This is a genomic window from Streptomyces sp. NPDC012510 (assembly GCF_042955065.1).
In the GTDB taxonomy this organism is placed as follows: domain Bacteria; phylum Actinomycetota; class Actinomycetes; order Streptomycetales; family Streptomycetaceae; genus Streptomyces.
Genome location: NZ_JBIBEN010000015.1, coordinates 21,499 through 42,692 on the forward strand (window position 1 = coordinate 21,499; position 21,194 = coordinate 42,692).

Genomic DNA, 21,194 nt, shown 5'->3' on the forward strand with positions numbered 1-21,194 from the left:
CATGCACACTGGGGAGATGACCGCGGCGGACCAACAGATCGAGCGGCGATGGGACCAGGTCCACACCTGGGGCCCCTACGTGCTTCTCCTCGTCTCCACCGCCCTGGCCCTCCTCGCCGGCGAACTGATCACGAGCCCCGCCGAGTGGTACGCGTGCGGGGCCCTGGTCGTCGCCGCGTTGGCGCTCCAGCTCTGGCACGGACCCCGGCACGGCCGCCGGACACCGTCCCGCCGCGGGACCGTCTTCTACGTCCTGCGCTGGGCGGTCACCTTCTCCCTGACCTGGATCAACCCGTTCTTCGCGTTCCACGCGTCCACCGGCTACTTCGACTGCGACGAACTGATCGCCGGAACGCGCCGGCAACGGCTCGGTCTCTTCGCCACTGCCGTCGTGATCGCGGGCGCGCAGGCCGGCGGGCTGCCGTTCCACCGCCCGGTCCAGTGGGTGCTGTTCGGCGTGATGCTGACCGCCAACAACGCCATGCTGCTGGTGATCGGTCATCTCACCCAGCAGGAGGAGAAGCGCTCCAGCGACCGGGCCGCCACCATCGCCGAACTGGAACGCACCAACACCGCCCTGCAACAGGCCCTCGACGAGAACGCCGCCCTCCACGCCCAACTCCTCGTCCAAGCGCGGGAGGCCGGCGTCGCCGACGAACGCCGGCGGCTGGCCGCCGAGATCCACGACACCATCGCCCAGGGCCTGACCGGCATCATCGCCCAGCTCCAGGTCGTCGCGAACGCCCCCGACCTGGACATCGCCCGCACCCACCTCACCCGCGCCAGCGACCTCGCCCGCCACAGCCTCGGCGAGGCCCGCCGCTCCGTGCACAACCTCGCCCCCGTCGCGCTGGAGCACGACGGACTGCCCGAGGCCCTGAAGAAGACGGTCACCGAGTGGACCGAACGCACGGGCACGCGTGCCGAGTTCACGGTCACCGGCCCCGCCGAGCAGCTCCACGACGAGGTCTCGGCGACCCTCCTGCGCATCGCCCAGGAGGCCCTGTCGAACACCGCCCGGCACGCCCACGCCACCCGCGTCGGCGTCACCCTCACCTTCCTCGGCGACGACGTCATCCTCGACATCCGCGACGACGGCCACGGCTTCGACCCGCTCGCCCGCCCCGAACGCACCAGCACCGGCGGCTTCGGCCTCGACGGCATGCGCGTCCGCGCCGAGCGCATCGCCGGCACCCTCACCGTCGAGTCCGAGCCGGGCCACGGCACGGCCCTGTCGGCTCGCGTACCGTTGGTCCGCCATGACTGACGAGGCGTATCCGAAGAAGCCCATATCCCTGCTGATCGTCGACGACCATCCCGTCGTACGGGACGGCCTGCGCGGCATGTTCGAATCCGCGCCCGGTTTCCGCGTCCTCGGTGAGGCCGCGAACGGGGTGGAGGCCGTGGCGCTGGCCGCCTCCTTCGACCCCGACGTGATCCTCATGGACCTGCGCATGCCCGGCGGCGGCGGAGTCGACGCCATCCGGGAGCTGACGCGCACGTCCGCCCGCGCGAAGGTCCTCGTCCTCACCACGTACGACACCGACTCGGACACCCTCCCCGCCATCGAGGCGGGCGCGACGGGCTACCTCCTCAAGGACGCCCCGCGCGACGAGCTGTTCACGGCGGTCCGCGCGGCGGCCGAGGGCCGGACCGTGCTGTCCCCCGCCGTCGCCTCACGCCTGGTCTCGGCGGTCCGCGCCCCCGGCAACGAACCCCTCTCCACCCGTGAGCGCGAAGTGCTGACCCACGTCGCCAAGGGCACGTCCAACCGCGAGATCGCCCGCGAACTCTTCATCAGCGAGGCGACCGTGAAGACCCACCTCACCCACCTCTACGCCAAGTTGGGCGTGAAGGACCGCGCGGCGGCGGTGGCGACGGCGTACGAGCGCGGAATTCTCGGATAGCCCGCGCCCCTTCGCGCAGCGCGGGGAACCGCGCGAACGGGGTCCGGGGCGGAGCCCCGAACTCTCAGCCGATCACCCGGAGCAGCAGTACGGTGCGCGCCGGCACCGTCACCGCCGCCCCCGCCGGGTGCACCACCCCCGGCCCCTCCACCTGCTCCTCCACCGAGGTGTCGACGACCATCTCGTACCGCTCCGCCCACGGCGTGCCCGGCAGGACGAAGCTCACCGGCCGGTCCCCCGCGTGCAGCACCGCGAGGAAGCTGTCGTCGAGGACGGGGGCGCCCCGGGAGTCGCGCCCGGGGATGTCCCGCCCCGACAGATACATGCCCAGGGTCGCGGTCGGCGCGTACCAGTCCCGTTCGGTCATCTCGGTGCCGTGTGCCGAGAACCAGGCCAGGTCACGGAGCCCGTCCGCCGAGTGGGCCCGGCCGGAGAAGAAGGCGCGGCGGCGCAACACCGGGTGCGCGTGGCGCAGGGCGATCAGACGGGCCGTGAGGTCGAAGAGCGCCTTCCAGCCGGGGTCCTCCAGCAGCCTCCAGTCGACCCAGCTGATCTCGTTGTCCTGGCAGTACGCGTTGTTGTTGCCCCCCTGCGTGCGGCCCAGTTCGTCGCCGGCGACCAGCATCGGCACCCCGGTCGACAGCAGCAGTGTCGTCAGCAGGTTCCGCAACTGGCGCCGCCGCAGCGCCCGTACGCGCTCGTCGTCCGTCTCGCCCTCGGCGCCGCAGTTCCACGACCGGTTGTCGTCCGAGCCGTCCCGGTTCCCCTCTCCGTTCGCCTCGTTGTGCTTGCGCTCGTACGACACCAGGTCCCGCAGGGTGAAACCGTCGTGCGCGGTGATGAAGTTGACCGACGCGTAGGGCCTGCGGCCGCCCCAGGCATACAGGTCGCTCGACCCCGACAGGCGGTAGCCGAGATCCCGTACGTCCGGCAGCGCGCCCCGCCAGAAGTCCCGGACGGCCCCCCGGTAGCGGTCGTTCCACTCCGTCCACAGCGGTGGGAAGGCGCCCACCTGGTAGCCGCCCGAGCCCACGTCCCAGGGCTCGGCGATCAGCTTCACCCGCCGCAGGACCGGGTCCTGGGCGATGACGGCGAGGAACGGGGACAGCATGTCCACGTCGTGCATCGAGCGGGCGAGAGCCGCCGCCAGGTCGAAGCGGAAGCCGTCCACGCCCATCTCCGTCACCCAGTAGCGCAGCGAGTCGGTGATCAGCCGCAGGACGTGCGGCTGGACCACGTGCAGGGTGTTGCCGCAGCCCGTGTAGTCGGCGTAGCGGCGGGCGTCGTTCTGCAGGCGGTAGTAGCCCCGGTTGTCGATGCCGCGCAGCGACAGGCTGGGGCCGCGTTCGTCAGCCTCGGCCGTGTGGTTGTAGACCACGTCGAGGACGACCTCGATGCCGGCCGCGTGCAGGGCCCGCACCATCCGCTTGAACTCCCCGACCTGCTGCCCCGCCGTGCCCGACGACGCGTACGCCGCGTGCGGGGCGAAGTAGCCGATCGAGTTGTAGCCCCAGTAGTTGCGCATGTCCCGGCGCAGCAGATGGTCCTCGTGGGCGAACTGGTGCACCGGCAGCAGCTCCACCGCCGTCACGCCCAGCTTCACCAGGTGCTCGATCGCCGCCGGGTGCGCGAGACCGGCGTAGGTGCCGCGCAGCTCCTCGGGGATGCCCGGGTGCCTCATGGTGAAGCCGCGTACGTGCAGCTCGTAGATGACCGAGTCCGCCCACGGGGTCTTGGGGCGGCGGTCGTCGGCCCAGTCGTCGTCATCGTGGACGACGACGCCCTTCGGGACGTACGGCGCCGAGTCCCGCTCGTCGCGCACCGTGTCGGCGACGTGCTGCTCGGGCCAGTCCCGGACGTGCGCGTACACCTCGGGCGGCAGGCTGCCGTAGTCGTTGCCCCGGCCCGCGTCCACGGCCCGCGCGTACGGGTCGAGGAGGAGCTTCGCCGGGTTCCAGCGGGCGCCGGTCCACGGGTCCCAGCGGCCGTGGACGCGGTAGCCGTACCGCCGGCCGGGGAGCACACCGGGCACGAAACCGTGCCAGATCTCGTGGGTCAGCTCGGTCAGCCGGAGCCGTGTCTCCTCGCCCGCCTCGGAGAAGAGGCACAGCTCGACGGCCTCCGCCCCGCCCGCCCACAGCGCGAAGTTGGTGCCCGCGACCCCGTCGGGGCCCACCCGGTACCGGGCGCCGAGCGGCGTCGGCGCCCCCGGCCACACGGGCCTCGGCTCCGGCTCGGCGTCCTCGCGCCGGCTGCCGTTCAGCACGGTGGCGGGCCGCGCGGCCGGCACCCCGCGCGTCCCCTGTACTGCCTCCTGCTCGGCTGCGCTCGACACCTCAGGCCTCCCGCGGCTCGGTGGGGCGACGGGAAAGGGGGAGTCAGGTGTCCTGTCCACCGTTCCCCACCGAGTCGTCCTCCCAAGGGTTCTGCCCAGAGCACGCCTCGCACTCACGTTTCCCGGGGGCGTGCGCCGTCGTTGGGCCGCACGTGAACCACGCACAGACGCACGCGCGCCGCGCCGGGGCCGCCCTGTTCGCCGCACTCACCTGGGCCGGGCTGCTGGCCGGGGCCGCCGGATGCACCGCCGGACCGCCGCTCACCAGCGGAAAAGCGCCCGATGACATGATCCGGGTCTCCCCGGAGGACGGCAGCAAGGGCGTGCGCCCGGAGCAGCGCTTCGAAGTAAGGGTGCCCAGTGGGCGCCTGGAGTCCGTCAAGGTGGTGAAGTCCCAGGACGCGCAGGAGTCACCTGTGGCGGGCCGGATGTCCGCCGATGGGCTGACCTGGCGCCCCACCGGCTCACAGAAGCTCGCGCTGGCCGCCAGGTACACCGTCGACGCGGTCGCCCTCGACGGCCACGGCCGCCGCTCGGCCCGCCATGTCACCTTCACGACGACCGTCCCCGACGAGCGCTTCGTCGCCTACGTCACGCCGGAGAACCGGACCACCGTCGGCACCGGGATGATCGTCTCCCTGGAGTTCAGCCGGGAGATCGAGGACCGGGCGGCCGTCGAACGCGCCGTCGACATCACCGCCGAGCCGGCCGTAGAGGTCCGCCCGCACTGGTTCGGAAAGGGGCGCCTGGACTTCCGGCCCGAGCACTACTGGAGGCCCGGCACCAAGGTCACCGTCGGCCTGCGGCTGGGGGACGTCGAGGGCGCGCCCGGTGTCTACGGCCAGCAGCGCAGGACGTTCTCCTTCGCCGTCGGCCGCCACCAGGTCAGTCTCGTCGACGCGGCCCGGCACACCATGCGCGTGGAGCGCGGCGGTGACGTGCTCGCCACGCTCCCCATCACGGCCGGGGCGCCCGGAACCACCACCTACAACGGGAAGATGGTGGTCACCGAGATGCTGGAGGTGACCCGGATGAACGGGGCCACCGTCGGCTTCAAAAAGGCCGACGGCAAGGGCGAGTACGACATCCCGGACGTCCCGCACGCCCTGCGCCTCACCACGTCCGGCACCTTCCTGCACGGCAACTACTGGGCCCCGGACGCCTTCGGCAGGTCCAATGTCAGCCATGGCTGTGTGGGCCTGCGCGATGTGAAGGGCGGCAGTTCGAGCACCCCCGCGGGCTGGTTCTTCGACCGCAGCCTCGTCGGGGACGTCGTCGAGGTCGTCAACAGCGACGACAAGAAGGTCGCTCCCGACAACGGACTCGGCGGGTGGAACATGGGGTGGAAGGAATGGAAAGCGGGTGCTGCGGTGAAGTAGACCGACAAAGGGGGGCGCACGCACGGCCGGCGATCATGCAAGTTGGGACTGAACGGTGACATTCATCGAGGCCAAATCATTCAGATCATCCGGTTAATGTACGTGCGTACGCGCGTGCTGCGCGTAGGGGTGCGGGCCTGATCAGGCCGTGCGAGGGGAGAACAGAGAGTTGAACGGGCGACCGATATCGGGGGCGTCGGTTGGCGCGCGGACGCGGGGGAGCCGGGGGAGCGGCGGGGTTCTGGCCCTGCTGCTGGGTCTGCTGCTGCTCGCCGTCACCGCGTGCGGCGGAGGCGGGGGTTCGGACTCCGGCTCCGACGGCGACAAGGGCAAGGGCTCCGACAGGAGCGCTTCCGACAAGGCGGCCACCAAGGCCTCGGAAGCGGTGGTGTCCATCGCCCCGAAGAACGGCGCCGCCGACGTGGCCACCAGCGGCGCCCTCAAGGTGACGGCCGCCAAGGGCAAGCTGTCCGAGGTCACGGTCGAGAACGACAAGGGCGAGAAGATAGCCGGGGAGATATCCGGGGACGGCGCCACCTGGACGCCGTCCATCCACCTCAACTCGGCCACCGAGTACAAGGTGCACGCCGTCGCGAAGGACTCCGAGGGGCGTGAGGCGGCCGAGGACTCGTCCTTCACCACGCTGACCCCGAAGAACACCTTCGTCGGCATCTTCACCCCCGAGGACGGCTCCAAGGTCGGCGTCGGCATGCCGTTCTCGATCCGCTTCACCCGGGGCATCACCGCCCCCGAGGACGTCGAGAAAGCCATCACCGTCAAGACCGAGCCGGCCGTCGAGGTCGAGGGCCACTGGTTCGGCAACGACCGCATCGACTTCCGCCCGGAGAAGTACTGGAAGGCCGGCACGAAGGTCACCGTCGACCTCAACCTCGACGGCGTCGAGGGCCGTAAGGGCGTCTACGGCGAGCAGAGCAAGAAGGTCTCCTTCACCATCGGCCGCAGCCAGGTCTCCACGGTCGACGTCAAGAAGCTCACCATGAAGGTCGAGCGGGACGGCAAGGTCATCAAGACCATCCCGGTCACCACCGGCAAGCCCGGCATGGAGACTTGGAACGGCCAGATGGTCATCAGCGAGCGCCTCAGCGTGACCCGGATGAACGGCGAGACGGTCGGCTACGGCGGCGAGTACGACATCAAGGACGTCCCGGACGCGATGCGTCTGACCAACTCCGGCACGTTCATCCACGGCAACTACTGGGGCGGCGACGCCTTCGGCAACTACAACGCCAGCCACGGCTGCATCGGCCTGCGCGACACCCGCGGCGGCTGGGACCGGAAGGCGCCCGGCGCCTGGTTCTTCGACAACTCGATGATCGGCGACGTGGTGGTCGTCAAGAACTCCAACGACCGCGTCGTCGACCCCGACAACGGCTACAACGGCTGGAACATGGCGTGGGACAAGTGGAAGGCGTGAGCGCCGCGGCCTGAGCCCCTGACGTAAGGCTCGAGACCGCGATGCACGGCCCCGGTGCGAGATACCGCACCGGGGCCGTCGCCGTTGCTGCCCGCCCCGGTCCTCGCCCCTCCCCGCCCCGCCCCGGTCCCGGTCCTCGTCCCGGTTCCGTCTCCCTCCCGGTTCCGTCCCCGTCCCGGTGGCGTGTCCTCGCGGTATGTGATCGACCGCACCCGACCCGTTGGCGTTAGTCCCGGTTAACCTGCCTGCATGACTGTGCATCTCGAAGTCGCCGAAGGCGTAGGCACGATCCGTCTCGACCGGCCGCCGATGAACGCCCTGGACATCGCCACCCAGGACCGCCTGAAGGAACTCGCCGAGGAGGCCACCCGCCGCGACGACGTACGCGCCGTGGTGATCTACGGCGGCGAGAAGGTCTTCGCGGCCGGCGCGGACATCAAGGAGATGCGGGCCATGGACCACGCGGCGATGGTCGCGCGGTCCCGGGCGCTGCAGGACTCCTTCAGCGCCGTGGCCCGTATCCCCAAGCCGGTCGTGGCGGCCGTCACGGGCTATGCCCTGGGCGGTGGTTGCGAGCTCGCGCTGTGCGCCGACTACCGGATCGCCGGGGAGAACGCCAAGCTCGGACAGCCGGAGATCCTGCTCGGGGTGATCCCGGGTGCGGGCGGCACCCAGCGGCTGGCCCGCCTCATCGGCCCCTCCAAGGCCAAGGACCTCATCTTCACCGGGCGTATGGTCAAGGCGGACGAGGCCCTCACGCTCGGCTTGGTGGACCGGGTCGTCCCGGCCGGCGAGGTGTACACCGCCGCGCACGCGTGGGCCGCGAAGCTGGCGCAGGGGCCGGCCATCGCGCTGCGGGCCGCCAAGGAGTCCGTCGACGCGGGCCTGGAGACCGACCTGGAGACCGGGCTCGCGATCGAGCGGAACTGGTTCGCGGGGCTGTTCGCCACGGAGGACCGTGAGCGGGGGATGCGGAGTTTCGTGGAGGAGGGGCCGGGCAAGGCGAAGTTCGTCTGACGGCTCCGGGACGCGGATCGCGGGGGCCGGAATCCGGCTCGCCGGTTCGGCTGATCAAGTCCCGCTGGATGACTCGCAGTTGACGCGGTGTATGACCGTGTCCCTCGAAGGGGCGGTTTATCCAAGCTTTGACGCAGCCCTAAGGGATCCTTGCCCAAGGCTTCTGGCGACATCCGAAGTTCAGATGATTCGCACAGGTCAGGCGGCTTTCGCGGGGAAATCAATGCCTATGGCATATGCCGTCCGAAAGAGCCGGAATGGTTGGTTCCGGGGGTTGTATTCCAATGGAACGTCCCCGAACGGGCCTGGGGGCGGCCATGATGGGGGCATGGCGGGGCTGGAGGGTATCGAACAGCCGCGGCGGCACGGGAGTGCGACCGCGGCGCGCTGGTCACCTGCGATCGAGGACGAACGGGCGCAGAAGGCACTGGAGTTGTTCGGCGACCCGACCGAAGCGGAGGTCCCGCTGCCGTCCCGTCCCGAGTCCGCGGCCACGGCCCGGCGGCTCGCCCAGGTCGTCGTCCTGCGCCACTGGCGGCTCTCACCGAAGATGACCGAGGACGCGGTCCTCCTCGTCTCCGAGCTCGTCGGCAACGCCGTACGGCACACCGGCGCCCGTGTCTTCGGGCTCCGTATGCGCCGGAGGCCGGGGTGGATCCGGGTCGAGGTCCGTGATCCCTCACGAGGGCTGCCCTGTCTGATGCCGGTGCAGGAGATGGACATCAGCGGGCGGGGGCTGTTCCTGGTGGACAAGCTGTCCGACCGCTGGGGGGTCGATCTGCTGCCCCGGGGGAAGACGACGTGGTTCGAGATGAGGGTCGCGGACCGTTGAGTCCGCGGCGCCTCCCCGCAACGCGCATCTCCGCCGATCGGGCCAATCGCCGGGTTTCCCGTCACGGCTCCCTATAAATGGTGCGCGTGACCACGCCCCGCACCCCCCTCAAGCAGCGCCACCTCGTGCAGCGCGCCCTTCTCGCGGCCACCGTCCTCGCGGCTGTGGCCGCGTGCGGCTCGGGTACCGAGGCACAGGCCGAGCGGACCCGTGCCTCGCAGGCCGCGGCCGAGGCCGCCCAAGCCGCCGAGCGGAAGAAGAAACAGCGGACGGCGACGCGGGGCCTGCACGGCATGCCACCCGTGCTCGACCCGAAGGACGTCTACGCCGCCGACCGCCCGAACCGGCTCTCCCCGGTGGTCAAGGACTTCCCGTCCCGGGTGTACGTCCCCAACAGCGAGTCGGACACCGTCTCCGTCATCGACCCCGAGACGTATCAGATCGTCGACACCATCCCGGTGGGCCGCCAGCCCCAGCACGTCGTGCCCTCCTGGGACCTGAAGACCCTGTGGGTCAACAACAACCGAGGCCACACCCTCACCCCCATCGACCCGAGGACGGGGAAGGCCGGCGACCCGGTCGAGGTGCACGACCCCTACAACCTGTACTTCACCCCGAACGGCAAGTACGCCGTCGTGATGGCCTCCCTCGACCGCGAACTCGTCTTCCGCGACCCGCACACCATGAAGCGGGTCAAGACCGAGCCGGTCACCTGCTACGGCGTCAACCACGCCGACTTCTCCATGGACGGCAGGTACTTCATCGTGTCGTGCGAGTTCAGCGGCGAACTGCTGAAGGTCGACACGGAGAAGATGAAGGTGATCGGGCAGCAGAAACTGCCGTTCGAGGGGGCCATGCCGCAGGACGTGAAGATCTCGCCCGACGGCAAGCGCTTCTACATCGCCGACATGATGGCCGACGGCATGTGGGTCCTGGACGGGGACACGTTCGACGAGCCGGCACTGCTGCCCACCGGCAAGGGCTGCCACGGGCTGTACGTCGGCCGCGACTCCCACGAGATGTACGTGTCCAACCGGGGCGAGGGCTCCGTGTCCGTCTTCGACTTCACCAAGAACAAGCTGACCAAGAAGTGGAACCTGCCCGACGGCGGCAGCCCCGACATGGGCGGTGTCTCCGCCGACGGCAAGGTCCTGTGGCTCTCCGGCCGATACGACTCCGAGGTGTACGCCATCGACACCCGCAGCGGGGAGCAGCTCGCCCGTATCCCCGTCGGCAGCGGCCCGCACGGTCTCGCCGTGTATCCGCAGCCGGGACGCTACTCGCTCGGGCACACGGGCATCTTCCGGTGACACCTGAGCTCAGGGCGCGCTGAGCAGCATCTCTGAGCCCACCGGACGGTAACCCGCCGCCTGGAACGCCCGCATACTGCGGGCGTTCCCCGCCGACACCTGCGCCCACACCGGCTCGCCCCCGCCCAACTGCCGTGCCGCACGCACCAGCGCCCGGCCGAGCCCCCGGTGCCGTACGTCCTCAGCCACCTCGATCGCCACCTCCAGCCGCCCCGCGACCCCGCGCCCGAGGACCAGCAGACCGCCGCCGTCCTGCGTCACCCACACCCGCACGTCGTCGCGCCGCCTGCGGGAACTCACGACCCGGGGATGCCGGGGATCGTCGATCTCCGTCAGGGCGAGTGCCGGCTCACCCGGCAGCGGGGAACCCACCGTCAGCACGTCGACCGTGTCGCCCCGGCGCCCGGTGCGGTCCATCAGGGCGGCGAGGAACCGGGCGTTCATGGTCGCCGCGAGAGCGTCGCAGTCGACGGCGCGCAGGGCCTCGTACACCCAGGCCGGGTCCTCGTCGGTGAAGACGACCGAGTGCGCGGTGAAGGCCAGGACGCCCGCGTCGCGGCCGGAGGGCTGGGGGACGACGGTCGTACCACCGTCCGGCGGTGGAAAGACCCCCTCGGCCGCCGCGTCGAGAATGTCCCGCAGAGTCCTGACCACCGTGCTCCTCGCGCTTCCCCTTGAGTCTCCACCCACTGGAAGGCCCAGACTCCCAGACATGATCGAGAACGGCACCGGCCTTTTCACCATCGGGCAGCTCGCCCGCGCCTGCGGCCTGTCCGTCCGCACGATCCGCTACTGGTCCGACGAGGGCGTCCTGCACCCCGTCACCCGCAGCGCGGGAGGCTACCGGCTGTACGACGCCGAGTCCGTGGCCCGGCTGGAGCTCGTCCGCACCCTGCGCGAGCTGGGCCTCGGCCTGGACCACGTACGGCGGGTGCTCGCGGGCGAGACGACCGTCGCGGAGGTGGCGGCCACGCACGTGGCCGCGCTGGACGCGCAGATCCGTGCCCTGAGGGTGACCCGGGCGGTGCTGTCGACCGTGGCGCGACGCGGCTCGACCGCGGAGGAGATGACCCTGATGAACAGACTGGCCAGACTGTCCGCCGCCGAACGGGGGCGGATCATCGACGACTTCATGGAGGAGACCTTCGGAGGACTCGACACCGCGGACCCCGACATCCGTACGCGGCTGCGGTTCGGCCTCGCGGATCTGCCGGAGGACCCCACGCCCGAGCAGGTGGACGCCTGGGTGGAGCTGGCGGAGATGCTCCAGGACCCCGGGTTCCGGGCGCGGATGCGGCAGGTGGTCGAGTTCAACGCGGCGGACCGGGGGCCCGAGGTGCCGGCGGGCACCTCCCTGTGGTTCATGAGCCGCCTGGTGCAGCTCGCGGGGGAGGCGCTGCGCGCGGGCGTGGACCCCGCGTCGCCCGCCGCGGAGGAGACCCTGACCGGCCTGCTCGGCGACGCCGACCGGGCCGCCGTGCTGGACCGCGTCACCTCGGCGGCGCACACGGAGATGGCCCGGTTCCGTGAGCTGGCCGCGCGCGTGCGGGGCGTGGAGCCCCTGTCGTCGCACGAGGCGGAGTTCGCATGGGTGGTCGCCGCACTGCGCGCTCGTGCGGCCGGTTAACCTGACCTGCGTCAGTAGGACTGTCGGCAGGACTGCCTGGAAGAGGCAGGGCACCAAGAAGGGGCGGATCGGTGGCGGACATCGAGGCAGCACGCAAGGAGTTCCAGCGGATCGACGCGGACGGTGACGGGTTCATCACCGCCGCCGAGTTCAAGACCGCCCTCGCCCAGGCGGGCGACTGGAACGTCACCGAGTCCGTGGCGGAGGTCATCATCCGCACCCGCGACATCAACGGCGACAAGCTCCTGTCGTTCGACGAGTTCTGGGCCCACCTGGACAAGTGAGCCGCAGGTGAGAGGGGCGCCGCCACCGTGTGATGCGGAGGGAGCGCCCCTTTGCCGTACTCGGCCGCTGAGCTGTGCCACCACCGGCCGGCGCCGGTGAACCGAGCCGTCAGGCCACGCTGGGCCGGCGCGACCAGGACAGTCGCAGGCCGTAGCGCTCCGACAGTTCTTCGTACCGTGCGCGGACTTCGTCGACGGAGAGCCGGGTGGCCTTGGCGTAGTCCTCCAGGACCGACTCGCTCACTTCTTCCGCGGGATCGATGCCGGGAAAGATGGCGTCGTGATCCCGCGACAGAAGTACCCGTAGCGTGCGGTCGGTTTCGAGGGAGGCCAGAGACCACAGGACGTCCCGTCTCACCACGGCGGACTCGTCCGTCATGGCCTGCTGAACGGCATGCTGGGCGTCCGCGTCGCCCAGCAGCGCCAGTGCGACCGTCAAGAGGTCGGACGGCCCGGACCGGGTGTGCGCTCGGAGAGGCTCCACTGCTTGCGGATCACCGATCCTGGCGAGGGCCTGGACGACGTGGGTGCGCGGGATGCCGTCGGGGTCGGTGAGGATGGACAGAAGGGGTTCCACCGCCCGTTCGTCGCCCAGCGCGCCCAAGGCCTCGGCGATGTCCACCTGCAGAAGGTCCGGTGCCCCGGCCAGCTGCTCCAGCAGTGGTTTCACCGCCCGTCTGTCACCCAGTCGGCCGAGGCCCAGGACGACTGCCGCGTGGACCTCGTAATCATCCTTGCCGGCAGCCAACTGCTCCAGCAGTGGTTCCACGGCCCGCCAGTGGTGCATCTGGGCCAGAAGGAGCACCGCACTGCGGTGCACAGCGTCGTCGGGGTGGTGCAGCATCGAGAGCACCGGGTCGATCGCCTCGGGGAAGACCGTCGCGTAGTGCTCCACGAGCAAGCCGCGCAACGACGGTGTGGCCGAGGCGAAGTGCTCGATCATCCGAGGAGCCACATCGGGGTGGCGTTGCCCCGCTGCCGCGTCGAAGCAGGTCAGCAGGCGACTCATGGCGGACGGGGGAAGATCGATGGTGGCGATGGCCTCCGCCAGTGCGTCCAGCTCGTGCTCCGTGGGCGTCCACGCCCCCGACTCCGCATTGGTCGTGCGGGCCCAGCGCAGGGCCCACGCGGCGGCATTGGCCTCACACGGTCCGCGAGTGAGCAGTGCCGTCAGCCGGGGCACCAGGTCGGGGACCACGACGATGGTGTCTCTGTACGCGGCTTCCATCAGTGCGAGGGCCGCTTCGATCGCGACCTCGGCCTGCGGCTCGACGAGCAGCGCCGTCTGGTTCCGCACCCAGTTCTCCAGCTCTGCCCGGTCCGAGGGCACGGACGCACCCAGTACGGTGGCCGCGACACCCGAGATCCTCTCGAACTCCTCAGGGGCGCTCAGACAGCGGGCCACGACCCGGCGGCTGAGGACAGCCCCCCACAGGGAGTCGGCCACCTCCTTGATGGCCGCGTCGGCGGCGGATCGTCCGACAAAGCTGTTGGCGTCGGTCTCTGTTACTTCATCGATGAACCGTTCGATGACCTCCAGCGCCGTCTCCTCACCGACGTTGGGTTCGTCCGAGAGGCATGAGCAGGCCAGCACGGCCCGCGCGCGTGCGGTCGTGTCCGTCTGCTCCCCTTCCGGCGGCAGGACGATGGCGCGCAGGATGTCGTCCACCTCGTCGTCGTTGCAGGACATCACGCACAGCCGGATCGCTTCGCGCCAGTTCTCGGTCACCACAGCGTCGACATGGCCTTCGTACGACATCGGCGCCGTCTGCCCGGCGAGAACGGCCACTTGGTCCGCCAGGGGCTTTCGGCGGTCCCGTCCGGGAAACCGGCGTTCCACCAGCGCCAGCCCCGCGAGGTACTCCTGGAAGGTCAGGTGGCGGAACTCGAACACAGGCACAAGACGGCCGTTGTGACGCGTGTGGCCGGACTCGACGAGGATGCCCGTGCGTCGTTCCAGGAGGCGCAGGAACATCAACGTCGAGTGCCGAAGGGCTGCCCGGACGGTGGGGAACTCCTCCCGCATCCGTTCCAGAGTCTCGACGACCTCGTCCTCCCGCAACTGCTGGACACCGGCGTCGCACATCACGTAGGCGGGATACTGGAGTTGGGGGAGCGCCTCGTGCCGGTCCAGCCTCTCGTCCACGTCGATACGCCAGTTCAGGAGGACGTCCACGGCCTCGCGGTAGAGGTCGGCCCGGTGGCTGGGCAGCTTGCCCACTTTCTTCTTGACGAGCGCCATCGTGGTCAGCAGCATCGGATTGCCCGTGAGACGTTCGATGCGGTCCGTGCTGTGGATATCGGTGATGAGTTCCCGCGCCGCACTCTCCCTGCGCATCATCGGCTCGGTCACGGTGCACCAACGATGAGCGAAGTCGTTCTTGTCCTCGGGCGTGAGATCCAGCACCGTCACATGCTCGAAGCCCCGCGTGATACGCACTCCCATCTCGCGGTAACCGACGATCCGGGACGTGACGATGATCGAGGATTCCGGATAGGCGATGTGGACCTGCTCGATGTGTCGGCAGAACTTGGCACGCAGAGCCGGATGGGAGATCTCGTCCAAGCCGTCGAACAGGAGGAGAACCCGTCCGTCCCGAATAGCGTCGAGCAGGGTCGCCGCGAGGCTTTCCGCATCTCGGTCCGAGAACTGGTAGTTGCGCAGATGTTGCCGGATGATCTCTTCGAGTGAGCCCAGGTCCTTGCTCTCGTCGATCTCCCGGCAGCGGATGAGCAGCGGCAGCCAGTCGGTGTCGGGGAGCGTGCCGGCGTCCGGCAACTGGTTCCAGTCGGGGTCCGCCTTCATCCGCAGCAGATAGGCGGTCGCGATCCACCGCAGCATGGTGCTCTTACCGGCGCCGGGATCCCCGAGTACGACGAGGCGTTTCGAGGCCTGAAGCCGCTCGCCCACCGAGAAGCGCTTGGCCGTGCCTCGTGCCCCGTCGGGAGCCTTCCGGCGCCCTTCGATGTCCTGAAGCTTGGTGTCGAGTTCCTGCGATTCGGTGCCCGGAGGGATGTCGACCCCGACACGCAGCGATACGTACAGACTGCGGAGCAGCAGCTCCTTGGTGGCCAGATCACGATCACTGATGGGGAGATTGGCGAGATCCACGATGTCACATGTCTTGAGGGCGACTTCCCGGTATCTGCGCTCCAGGTCGTGCCCTGTCCGCTGCTTTCCCCTCTGACCGGCCGGGTAGTACTCGGCCAGGGCCTCGATCAGCTCGGAGATCGCCTGGTTCGGATCCAGCCAGAAGCGTGCGATCTTGCTGTCGAGGGTGAGCATGTCCAGGTAGGCCTTCTCGTCCATCTGCAGAGCGAAGACCCTGGCCCCGGACTGGATCTTCGCGGCATGGACGAGCCGGTGGGCCCAACCGGTGCCGAGGGCCGCGACGGTTCCGCACAGGACGATCGGACATCCCTGGGATATCGCCTGCGATGCCTTTTCGGCAAGTGATTCACCCAGAAAGAGCGTGCCGTGGTGGATGACCTCGTATCCGGCCTGCTGCAGGGGTTCGGCGATGCGCTCGGCGAGCCGCTCTTCACCTTCCGCGTGCGCGATCAGGACCTGCACCATGCGTTGCCCTCCCTGATGAGCGGTCCGACTGGTCAGCGGATCGCTTTGAGCAACTGGCCGAGACCGGCGTCCCAGTCCGCCGACATATCGGCGTACTTCAGGTCGGCGAGGATCGCCGGAGCCGAGCCGCCGAAGTTCACCGGGAGAATGCGCACACCGTGACCTTCGAGTTGGCGGTAGAGGGTGGACATCCACTCACGCGAGATCCATGGACTCGTCACACCCGACGCCGAATAGCACAGGACGAGATAGGAGCTTCCTTCCAGTCCGGCGTTGATTCTTTCGGTGATGGAATCGCCCAGATGGATCTCCCATTCGTCGAACCACACGGTGTGTCCGGCGGAGGAGAGATTCCCGGCCAGTCGCTCTGCCAGGGCCGTGTCGTCTTTGCGATGGCTGATGAAGACATTCGCCAACTGGAGCTTTCCCCCTGGAAGCAGGGCATGTGTGACACGACGGGAGACGGTCACAGTGCCGGGCCTGTACGTCGGTCAGCCAATGCTACGCGTGTGCCCTGCCGAGCGGGACCCCTCCGAGCGAGGTCAACGCTGCGCGGCTCAGGGCCAGTTCGTGTCCCTCCGGCCCTGTCCCCGCAGCGCGGCGTGGTCTCTTCCGATCCCTGCCTCGTGCCTGTGGTCGGGTGCCTGCTCACCCCCGCGTACGGAGGAGAGCAGGCCTCTCAGACGTCGCTGGTGGAACGGCCGAAGAATTCGATCTCGGCTATGGCGACCTGCTTCTTGGCATCGGCGCCGTAGGCGGAGCGGATGGTGAAGCGGACGGCCACGGCCTCGCCGACGCGGAACTTGCGGCGTTGGCCGCCCGCGCCCTGGTCGAGGACGAGGTTCTTGGTGGAGGTGGAGCCGTCGGCGGCGGTGATCGTCGCCTCGATACGGTGCGGGAGGGCCGACTCCGAGAGCGTGTCCACCTTCTTCGACACGCCGGGGGTGATGATCACGTCGAGCAGACGTGTCGGCTGCTCGAACTTGGCCTCCAGCCACTCGCCCTCACCCGACTGCGTGACACCCGGCCCCCACCAGGTGTTGCTGCGCATGTCGAAGGCCAACCCCGGCTTGTGGCCGGGGAACGAGCGGGAGGCCGTGAAGGTGTCCGGGGTCACCGCGGCGCGCTTGGCGAAGTGGTCGCGGGCCGTCTGATAGCCGTCGTCGATCTGGAAGGCGAGGGTCACCAGCAGGGTGAGGACGAGGGCGCCGACCACCCAGTTCAGTATCCGGCCGAAGCCGCGGCGCAGGCGGGGGCGGTCACCCGCCCACGGGGTCTCCGTGGCGCGGCCGTTCAGCACCCGGCGCCACCACGGCAGCCGCCCCGGGGGCTGTGGACGGCCCGCCATCGGCATCGCACAGCGCGCGCAGAAGTGCCGGTCCGGCCGGGTGGGAGTCCCGCACCACGGGCAGGGCACGCCGCCCTCCGCGCCGAACTCCGCTCCGGGCGCGCGTACTTGGGGGCGTTGCACTTCCGGTCGGCCCGGCAGCACGGGTGCGACGGCCGGCTCCGCCGGAGCACGGGGCTCGGGGTCCGCGACGGGGACGAGGAGGGACCTGGCCCGGTCTGCGGCGGAGGGGGAGGAGGCTGAGGGGACGGGGGTGGTGGTGGCCTGGTCGTCGTGGTGGGGGTGGAGGGCCGACGGGGTTGGTCCCGGGGAGGCAGCGGGTGAGGGCTCGGCTGCCGTCGCCGGGGGCGTCGGGGTTGCGGTGCCCGAGCCGGCGGTCGTGGGCGGGGTGGTGGCGGGTGTGTCCGTTCGGGGGGCCGGGGCGGTCTGCGGGGTGCGGAGGCCGGTGGGGGCGGCCGGTGCGGCGGACAGGGCCTGGGCCGTGTCGTGGCCGGTGCGGGCGGTGCCCGTTCCGGCGCCCGGGTGCGCGAGGGCGTCCCAGCCGGGAGTGTCCTCGGCCGGCGCGACTCCGGCGACGTTCGCCGGGGCCGGGGCCGGGGCTTGTGCCTGTGCCGGGTCCTGTGCCGGGGTGGAGGCTGTCGAGGTCGGGTGTCCGGTGCTCGCGGCGTCGGGGGTCGCGTCCGCCGTGTGGCCGGTGTTCGCCGTGTGGCCGGTGTTCGCCGAGGTCGAGGCCGGCGCCTCGCCGCGAGCGAGGCTCTCGGGTTCCGCACGGGCGGAGGCACCGGGCGTCGGACCGGGCGCCGGCGCTCCGGAGGTGTGCGGTGTCCGGCGGGGTGCGGTCGCGCGGCCGGGGGTTTCGGACCAGCCGAGTACCGCGCCGCACGCGTCGCAGAAGGACTGGCCGGGCTCCCCGCGGGTTCCGCACTCGGCGCAGCTCTGGGCCCGGCCGGTGTCGGGGGTCTGGCTGGTCATCTCTCGGGGATCCTTTCGGCGGCGGTCACCTGGACCGTGTAGGGCATGTGGGCGGGGCGGGCGGCGGCCACCAGGCTGTCCAGTCGGTGTTCGTCCGCGGGAGCGGGGTCGGGCAGGCGCAGGGTCACGTGCAGGCGGGGGCGGTGTTCACCGGGGACCGGGCCGAGCGGGCGGGCGTCCCAGGAGGCGGCGCCGCTCTCGGTGATCTCAGGGGTCACGCCGAAGACCAGGCGTACCGCCTCGGACAGGCCGCGCCGGGTGCCCCGTACGCGGTGCAGGTACGCGGCGGCGGCGACGGCGGCGCGTAGCCGGGCCTCCGGTTCCGTGCCGTCCGTTTCGGCGCCGACCCAGCTTGCCAGCCACCGGGTGAAGTCCACGGGGGCCAGGGACGGTGTGAAGTAGGAGTCCAGGCAGTCGAGGACGGAGAGGATCGGGGCGAGGACGTCGTCCAGGCCGCCGACGAAGCGTTGGGCGAGGTCGTCGTCGGCGAACACGGCCGGGAGCATCGTGCCGATGGGAGTGGAGGAGCCGAGGCCGTCGATGGAGCCCCTCATGGGGCACCCTCCGTCCGGTGGCCTTGGGCGGGCGGGGTTCGATCGGCGCCCGGCGCCGCAGGCTGTGCCCACCCGTTCCGACCCGCGGAACGTTTGCCCACAGTGGAAAGGGCGTCGGTACCCCTCACTGCTTGTCCCCGATCACTCGGACCCGGTGGTCGTAGGAGAAGACCAGGGACGGGGGAGAGAGGTCGATACGGTCGGTGGCCTCGCCGCGTTTGCCGGTGAGGGGGTCGGCGGGGTGGAGCTGGACGTCGTCGACGAGTTCGACACCGGGGACGCGCTGGAGGACGGCGAAGACCTCGCCGGACTGGACGGGGCGGCCGAAGGGCCAGCCCCGGCCGTCGGCGCCGCCGGTCAGCGGGTCGAGATGACGGTAGAGGGCGTCGTGGGCCCGGCGGCGCACCCGGTCGGTGTCGGTGCCTCGGAACGCGTGCAGCGTGGCGACGACGGTGATGCCCTGGTAGAAGGGCGGGCCCACCGCCAACCGGGTGCCGATGAGGCGGCGTTCGTCCAGGTGGCGGGTGATGCGGCGCAACAGGGCGTCACCGGGGACGAGTTGTTCGAAGCGCAGCCGGCCGCCGGGGTCCGGGACCGCCTGGGGCACCACCAGGACCCGTACCGCGTACGCCCCGTGCTCGCCCTCCTCGCCCTCCAGACAGGTGATGCGGGCGGTCTCGGGGGCGGCGCGGCGGGCGAGTTCCTCGTAGTCGCGCAGCGTCACCGCGCGTTCCTGGGCGCGCAGGGTGATCGGCGCCCGGACCTTCGCCTCCTCCACGGTCTCGGCGTCCACACCGCCGCGCGCCGCCTCCCGGTTGACGACCTCGGAGACGTACGGGACGGAGGTGCGCAGCACCCGGACGGCGCCCCGGGCGACGTTGCCGGCGCGGCCGCCGCCGGTGCGGTAGCGCAGGGCGCGGATCACGGCGCCCTTGGGGGCGACGGCCCCGTACTGGCGCAGGGTTCCGTCGGGTTCCCGTACCGCCGGGCCGAAGGCGATCTCGCCGGTGGCGGCGTCGAGGGTGATGTGCCGGTCGTACGGGGCCGACCCGGCGAAGGAGGGGACGACCTCCCAGTCGGTCCAGCCGTCGTGCTCGGCGGTCTGGAGCAGGACGGGCGGGGTGTCGCCCACGACGGGGAAGTGGGCGAGCCGCAGCCGCTGGCCGGGCAGGCCGGTGGACTCGCCGAGCGCCTCGTCGTACACGGTCTCGGCGTGGACGGAGACGGTGGTGCCGCCGATGGTGAAGGCCTCGGCGGCGCGGACGGTCGGCGAGGTGGTGTAGAAGGGCTGGCCGGGGAGGGGCTCGGTGACCCGGCAGCGCAGCCAGCCGGCCTCCTGCCCGCCGGTGCGGGACAGGGTGTGCCCGCCGGGGACGTGCAGGACCACCTCGCCCGGGCGGTTGAGACCGCCGGTGCCGTCCCGGTCGACCTCGCAGGCCGTCCAGCCGTCCTCGGTCCACGCCTCCCAGACCAGCGGCGGCTGCCGGGGGTCCACGCCGACGCCGTCGACGCGGCTGTCCAGCTCCAGCACGACGGCACAGTTCGGCACGGCGGCGGTGAGCCCGAACAGCATGCAGTCGCCGGGGCGAGGGGACTCGGCGAAGCACATCAGGTCCTTGCCCTCGGCGAGGTCGGTCGTCCGGTCGGCGACCGGCTCACCGCTCAACTGCACCACGAGGTTCCGCAACGCGCAGGGCACGACGGTCAGTTCGCGTTCGGTGGCGAAGACGACCGCCTCCTCGCTCTCGGTGCGCACGGTGGCGACCTCCGTGCCCACGGGCAGGAGGACCGGTTCCTCCTGCGGCGCCGACAGCCAGAAGGTCACCTCCGTGCGCGCGGCCGACGGCGGGAACAGGGTGATGCCCACCAGGTCCAGGAACGCCAGGTGGTTCTTGTCCGGCACCCGGTTGAGCCGGTAGACGATCTGGTCGGCCATGTGGGCGACCGTCTCCACCAGGGTGACGCCGGGGTCGGAGACGTTGTGGTCGGTCCACTCCGGGGCCCGCTGCTGGATGTAACGCTTGGCGTCGTCGACGAACTGCTGGAAGCGGCGGTCGTCGAGGTTCGGGGAGGGCAGTGCCATCAGTGGTCGCTTTCAGGACGGTCGGAGCCTTCGGGACGGTCGGAGCCTTCGGAGGCGAGGCCCGGCTCGTCGTGGGAGGGGATGACGTAGAACGGGAAGACCAGGCTGCGCGGGTTGTTGGTGCCGCGGATCGCGTAGCGCACGTCGATGAAGAGCACGCCCTGGTCGGAGCCCGCCGTCACCTCCACGTCGGTCACCTCGATACGGGGCTCCCAGCGGTCGAGGCTCGCGTACACCTCGTGCTGGATACGGCCTGCGGTGGCCTCGTTGACCGGCGCGAACACCAGGTCGTGGATGGCGCAGCCGAACTCGGGGCGCATCGGCCGCTCACCCGGCGCGGTGGCCAGCACGAGCCGGATGGCCTCCTCGATCTCGCGTTCCCCGCTGACCAGGGCGATACCCCCGGTGGGCCCGATGCGCAGCGGGAACGCCCAGCCGGATCCGACGAACTGCTCGGCCATCAGCGGGCCACGCTCCTTTCTGACGTACGTGCTTCTGACGTACGTGTCGCCGACGTACGTGTTCTGATGAGCG

Annotated in this window: 17 protein-coding genes; 9 read left to right on the plus strand and 8 right to left on the minus strand. The window is 70.6% G+C overall.

From position 1 onward, the window contains the following. Positions 1-16 precede the first annotated feature (16 nt). Both ACFY9I_RS26305 and ACFY9I_RS26310 read left to right on the plus strand, forming a co-directional pair. Positions 17-1,267 carry an ATP-binding protein gene (locus ACFY9I_RS26305; protein WP_391005660.1) on the plus strand — a complete coding sequence of 417 codons (1,251 nt, stop codon included), beginning with the start codon at positions 17-19 and terminating at the stop codon, positions 1,265-1,267. Then, a complete protein-coding gene (locus ACFY9I_RS26310) occupies positions 1,260-1,907 on the plus strand; it encodes a response regulator (protein WP_391005662.1) in 648 nt (215 codons plus the stop codon). Before ACFY9I_RS26305 ends, ACFY9I_RS26310 begins: the two co-directional genes overlap by 8 nt. 64 nt (positions 1,908-1,971) lie before the next feature. On the opposite strand, the gene glgX is transcribed toward ACFY9I_RS26310, so the two are convergent. Then, positions 1,972-4,242 carry a glycogen debranching protein GlgX gene (gene glgX / locus ACFY9I_RS26315; protein ID WP_391005664.1) on the minus strand — a complete coding sequence of 757 codons (2,271 nt, stop codon included), beginning with the start codon at positions 4,240-4,242 and terminating at the stop codon, positions 1,972-1,974. Positions 4,243-4,394: 152 nt separating this feature from the next. Between glgX and ACFY9I_RS26320 the strand changes: the two genes are divergently transcribed. The 5 genes from ACFY9I_RS26320 to ACFY9I_RS26340 all read left to right on the plus strand — a co-directional run bounded on the left by ACFY9I_RS26320 (position 4,395) and on the right by ACFY9I_RS26340 (position 10,215). Next, positions 4,395-5,621 carry an Ig-like domain-containing protein gene (locus tag ACFY9I_RS26320; protein ID WP_391005666.1) on the plus strand — a complete coding sequence of 409 codons (1,227 nt, stop codon included), beginning with the start codon at positions 4,395-4,397 and terminating at the stop codon, positions 5,619-5,621. Between the two features lie 169 nt (positions 5,622-5,790). After that, positions 5,791-7,056 (plus strand): Ig-like domain-containing protein, encoded by a 1,266-nt coding sequence (locus ACFY9I_RS26325; RefSeq protein ID WP_391005668.1) that lies wholly within the window; start codon positions 5,791-5,793, stop codon positions 7,054-7,056. A gap of 249 nt (positions 7,057-7,305) precedes the next feature. Beyond that, complete coding sequence (locus tag ACFY9I_RS26330) at positions 7,306-8,073, plus strand: enoyl-CoA hydratase-related protein (RefSeq protein WP_391005670.1); 768 nt, start codon at positions 7,306-7,308, stop codon at positions 8,071-8,073. A gap of 328 nt (positions 8,074-8,401) precedes the next feature. Beyond that, positions 8,402-8,905 (plus strand): ATP-binding protein, encoded by a 504-nt coding sequence (locus ACFY9I_RS26335; protein WP_391005672.1) that lies wholly within the window; start codon positions 8,402-8,404, stop codon positions 8,903-8,905. Between the two features lie 77 nt (positions 8,906-8,982). After that, positions 8,983-10,215 carry a YncE family protein gene (locus ACFY9I_RS26340; RefSeq protein ID WP_391005674.1) on the plus strand — a complete coding sequence of 411 codons (1,233 nt, stop codon included), beginning with the start codon at positions 8,983-8,985 and terminating at the stop codon, positions 10,213-10,215. A gap of 9 nt (positions 10,216-10,224) precedes the next feature. Here ACFY9I_RS26340 and ACFY9I_RS26345 read toward each other — a convergent pair whose 3' ends face one another. Next, positions 10,225-10,869 carry a GNAT family N-acetyltransferase gene (locus tag ACFY9I_RS26345; RefSeq protein WP_391005676.1) on the minus strand — a complete coding sequence of 215 codons (645 nt, stop codon included), beginning with the start codon at positions 10,867-10,869 and terminating at the stop codon, positions 10,225-10,227. A gap of 58 nt (positions 10,870-10,927) precedes the next feature. Between ACFY9I_RS26345 and ACFY9I_RS26350 the strand changes: the two genes are divergently transcribed. Both ACFY9I_RS26350 and ACFY9I_RS26355 read left to right on the plus strand, forming a co-directional pair. Continuing rightward, the gene (locus tag ACFY9I_RS26350; protein WP_391005678.1) at positions 10,928-11,842 is read left to right on the plus strand and encodes a MerR family transcriptional regulator; all 915 of its coding nucleotides are present in this window, start codon (positions 10,928-10,930) and stop codon (positions 11,840-11,842) included. Between the two features lie 71 nt (positions 11,843-11,913). Continuing rightward, on the plus strand, positions 11,914-12,126 hold the full coding sequence (locus ACFY9I_RS26355) for an EF-hand domain-containing protein (protein WP_391005680.1): 213 nt from the start codon (positions 11,914-11,916) through the stop codon (positions 12,124-12,126). A gap of 109 nt (positions 12,127-12,235) precedes the next feature. On the opposite strand, the gene ACFY9I_RS26360 is transcribed toward ACFY9I_RS26355, so the two are convergent. The 6 genes from ACFY9I_RS26360 to ACFY9I_RS26385 form a co-directional block, all read right to left on the minus strand. After that, positions 12,236-15,703: a HEAT repeat domain-containing protein gene (locus ACFY9I_RS26360; RefSeq protein WP_391005682.1), complete on the minus strand. Its 3,468-nt coding sequence runs from the start codon at positions 15,701-15,703 to the stop codon at positions 12,236-12,238. Between the two features lie 32 nt (positions 15,704-15,735). Then, positions 15,736-16,119, minus strand: a complete 384-nt coding sequence (locus tag ACFY9I_RS26365) for a TIR domain-containing protein (RefSeq protein WP_391005684.1) — start codon at positions 16,117-16,119, stop codon at positions 15,736-15,738. Between the two features lie 263 nt (positions 16,120-16,382). Then, complete coding sequence (locus tag ACFY9I_RS26370; RefSeq protein WP_391005686.1) at positions 16,383-18,023, minus strand: NADase-type glycan-binding domain-containing protein; 1,641 nt, start codon at positions 18,021-18,023, stop codon at positions 16,383-16,385. Beyond that, the gene (locus ACFY9I_RS26375) at positions 18,020-18,577 is read right to left on the minus strand and encodes a phage tail protein (protein ID WP_391005688.1); all 558 of its coding nucleotides are present in this window, start codon (positions 18,575-18,577) and stop codon (positions 18,020-18,022) included. The genes ACFY9I_RS26370 and ACFY9I_RS26375 overlap by 4 nt, the downstream gene beginning before the upstream one ends. Before the next feature lie 124 nt (positions 18,578-18,701). Beyond that, positions 18,702-20,660 (minus strand): putative baseplate assembly protein, encoded by a 1,959-nt coding sequence (locus tag ACFY9I_RS26380; protein WP_391005690.1) that lies wholly within the window; start codon positions 20,658-20,660, stop codon positions 18,702-18,704. Further along, the gene (locus ACFY9I_RS26385; RefSeq protein WP_391005692.1) at positions 20,660-21,121 is read right to left on the minus strand and encodes a GPW/gp25 family protein; all 462 of its coding nucleotides are present in this window, start codon (positions 21,119-21,121) and stop codon (positions 20,660-20,662) included. Before ACFY9I_RS26385 ends, ACFY9I_RS26380 begins: the two co-directional genes overlap by 1 nt. Between the last annotated feature and the right edge of the window lie 73 nt (positions 21,122-21,194).

Coding starts and splice junctions, on each gene's coding strand:
- ACFY9I_RS26370 (WP_391005686.1), bottom strand. CDS start 18,023: ATGACCAGCCAGACCCCCGACACCGGCCGGGCCCAGAGCTGCGCCGAG.
- ACFY9I_RS26380 (WP_391005690.1), bottom strand. CDS start 20,660: ATGGCACTGCCCTCCCCGAACCTCGACGACCGCCGCTTCCAGCAGTTC.
- ACFY9I_RS26305 (WP_391005660.1), top strand. CDS start 17: ATGACCGCGGCGGACCAACAGATCGAGCGGCGATGGGACCAGGTCCAC.
- ACFY9I_RS26310 (WP_391005662.1), top strand. CDS start 1,260: ATGACTGACGAGGCGTATCCGAAGAAGCCCATATCCCTGCTGATCGTC.
- ACFY9I_RS26360 (WP_391005682.1), bottom strand. CDS start 15,703: ATGGTGCAGGTCCTGATCGCGCACGCGGAAGGTGAAGAGCGGCTCGCC.
- ACFY9I_RS26330 (WP_391005670.1), top strand. CDS start 7,306: ATGACTGTGCATCTCGAAGTCGCCGAAGGCGTAGGCACGATCCGTCTC.
- ACFY9I_RS26350 (WP_391005678.1), top strand. CDS start 10,928: ATGATCGAGAACGGCACCGGCCTTTTCACCATCGGGCAGCTCGCCCGC.
- ACFY9I_RS26340 (WP_391005674.1), top strand. CDS start 8,983: ATGGTGCGCGTGACCACGCCCCGCACCCCCCTCAAGCAGCGCCACCTC.
- ACFY9I_RS26385 (WP_391005692.1), bottom strand. CDS start 21,121: ATGGCCGAGCAGTTCGTCGGATCCGGCTGGGCGTTCCCGCTGCGCATC.
- ACFY9I_RS26335 (WP_391005672.1), top strand. CDS start 8,402: ATGGCGGGGCTGGAGGGTATCGAACAGCCGCGGCGGCACGGGAGTGCG.
- ACFY9I_RS26375 (WP_391005688.1), bottom strand. CDS start 18,577: ATGAGGGGCTCCATCGACGGCCTCGGCTCCTCCACTCCCATCGGCACG.